2 protein-coding genes are annotated in these 2,637 nt (G+C 56.4%); both read left to right on the plus strand.

Annotation, left to right across the window (positions count from 1 at the left end; all coding sequences use genetic code 11):
• Positions 1-204 precede the first annotated feature (204 nt).
• On the plus strand, positions 205-1,746 hold the full coding sequence (gene istA / locus E1189_RS02175) for an IS21 family transposase (protein WP_155158431.1): 1,542 nt from the start codon (positions 205-207) through the stop codon (positions 1,744-1,746).
• Between the two features lie 11 nt (positions 1,747-1,757).
• Positions 1,758-2,513, plus strand: a complete 756-nt coding sequence (istB, locus tag E1189_RS02180; protein WP_155158432.1) for an IS21-like element helper ATPase IstB — start codon at positions 1,758-1,760, stop codon at positions 2,511-2,513.
• Positions 2,514-2,637 lie beyond the last annotated feature (124 nt).

Consider the following 2,637-nt stretch of genomic DNA (forward strand, 5'->3'; position numbering starts at 1 on the left):
CAGCCAGAATCTTACTCATCGGAAAGTGCTGGGTATTCCGGAAACATCCGACCACCGAATCCAGAAACATTCGGCCACTGATTCCGGAAACATTCGTCCGGTCATTACGGGCCATTCGACACCCCTGATTCTTACCTCAGTGCAGTCCTGATTATTCACTCGCTACGCTCATTCTGAACACATCAGGGAAGAGTGAGTAGCACCATGCAGAGACTGCCCATGCGCAAAATTCGTGATGTCTTGCGACTCAAGTTTGAAAATAATCTGAGCAACCGACGTATCGCTCAGTCCAACGCGATGTCCCGCGCCACGGTTACGGATTATCTGTCCCGCTTTTACAGCTCCGGGCTTCCCTGGCCTCTACCTGACGACCTGGACGATGAAGCACTGGAGCAACACTTGTTTGCCCCACCGGACAAGGCTCGCAAGAAGAAAGACATTCTGCCGGACTGGCACCACATCCATAAAAACCTGCGTCGTTCGGGCGTGACACTGAACCTGCTCTGGCAGGAGTACAAAGCAGGCTGTCCGGAGGGATATCAGTACAGCCACTTCTGCGATAAATACCGGGAATGGCGCAGTCATCTGGATGTCGTCATGCGCCAGAATCATCTGGCCGGTGACAAGCTCTTCCTGGATTATGCGGGCCAGACCATGCCCATCACGAACCCGTCTACCGGGGAGATACGCCAGGCACAAATCTTTGTCGCAACCCTGGGGGCCTCAAGCTACACCTACTGTGAGGCGACCTTGAGCCAGTCTCTGCCAGACTGGATCGGCTCTCATGTGCGCACCTTCGAACATCTGGGCGGCGTGCCGAATGTTCTGGTGCCAGACAACCTCAAATCAGCGGTGACCAACCCCCATCGCTACGAGCCAGATAAGAACCCGACCTATCAGGACCTTGCCGAGCACTACCATGTGGCTGTTGTGCCTGCTCGGGTTCGCAAGCCACAGGACAAGGGCAAGGTGGAGTCCGCTGTCCAGATCGTGGAGCGCTGGATACTGGCACGCCTGCGGGACTGCACCTTCTTCTCCCTGCAAGCCTTGAACGAAGCCATCAAGCCGCTGCTGGAGGAACTGAACAACAAGCCATTCCAGAATATGCCGGATGAGAGTCGTCGAACTCTGTTCGAAACCCTGGACAAGCCCGCTCTGAAGCCCTTGCCTGCTGAGCGTTACCAGTTTGCCCAATGGAAAGAGGCCCGGGTGCATATGGATTACCACATTGAGGTAGACAAGCACTTCTACTCGGTTCCCTACAATCTGGTGAAAAAGCAGCTGAGCGTGCGAATCACCGGGCAAACGATCGAGTGTTTCCATAAACGCAAGCGGGTGGCCAGCCATGTCCGCTCCTACCTCAAGGGGAGGCACACAACGCAGCCTGAACACATGCCGGAGAAACACCGTTGTTATGCCGAGTGGACACCGGAGCGGTTGCAGAACTGGGCGGCCAAAACCGGAGGGCATACCGAAGCGGTGATTACCCATATCCTGGAAAGTCGCAAGTATCCGGAGCAGGCCTTTCGCAGCTGTCTGGGCATCATCCATCTGGGAAAGCGTTACACCCCGGAGCGACTGGAACGAGCCTGTCAGCGGGCGCTGCATCTGGGATCCTGCAGCTACAAAACCCTCGAAGCCATCCTTCGTCACGGGCAGGACAATCTGCCTTTACCTGAGGAACAGCCTCTGACTGAACTCCCTGATCGCCATGAAAATGTGCGCGGTTCGGTTTACTACAACTAAGGAGGCTGACGATGTTACGCAACCCGACATTAGACAAACTGCAGACCCTCAAGCTCACCGGCATGCTGGCGGCCCTGGAAGAACAAGTGGCCAATCCGGACCTTCATCAGCTGAGCTTTGAGGAACGACTGGGCCTGTTGCTGGACAGGGAAGCCACCACCCGGGACAACCGTCGTCTGGCGACCCGCCTCAAACAGGCGCGTCTGCGTCAGTCTGCCTGCATGGAGGATGTCGACTTCCGCCATACCCGAGGCCTGAACCGGGAGCAGTTCCGACAACTGCTGGACAGCCAGTGGGTCAAAGAACATCAGAATGTCCTGCTCACGGGGCCAACGGGTGTTGGCAAAACCTGGCTGGCCTGCGCGCTGGCCCAGAAGGCCTGCCGGGATGGATACACGGCCATTTACCATCGTGTTCCCCGCCTGCTGCAGGATATCAACATCGCTAAAGGTGATGGCCGCTACCCGAAGCTGATGACCTCACTAGCCCGTGTCGACGTGCTGTTACTGGACGACTGGGGGCTGGCAGCCTTCAACGACCAGCAACGTCGGGACATACTGGAAATCCTGGAAGACCGGCATGGCATGAAAAGTACAATCGTCACCAGTCAGCTGCCGGTTGAACACTGGCATGAAATGATCGGTGATCCAACGGTTGCCGATGCCATCCTCGACCGGCTGATTCACAACGCCCACCGCCTGCCATTGAAGGGGGAATCGATGCGGAGAAAGAGCAAAAAACTCGCAACCATAGAAAGCTCGTCCTAAGCTGCCATTCGCTGCACTGAGGGCATCAGGCAGGGGTGTCGAATGTTTCCGGATTTGGTGGCCGGATAAAAATGGAATGGGTGGCCGAATGTTTTTGGAATCAGTGGCCGGATGCGCCGGAATA

Origin of the sequence: Parendozoicomonas verongulae (assembly GCF_009711465.1) — a bacterium.
In the GTDB taxonomy this organism is placed as follows: Bacteria; Pseudomonadota; Gammaproteobacteria; order Pseudomonadales; family Endozoicomonadaceae; genus Sansalvadorimonas; species Sansalvadorimonas verongulae.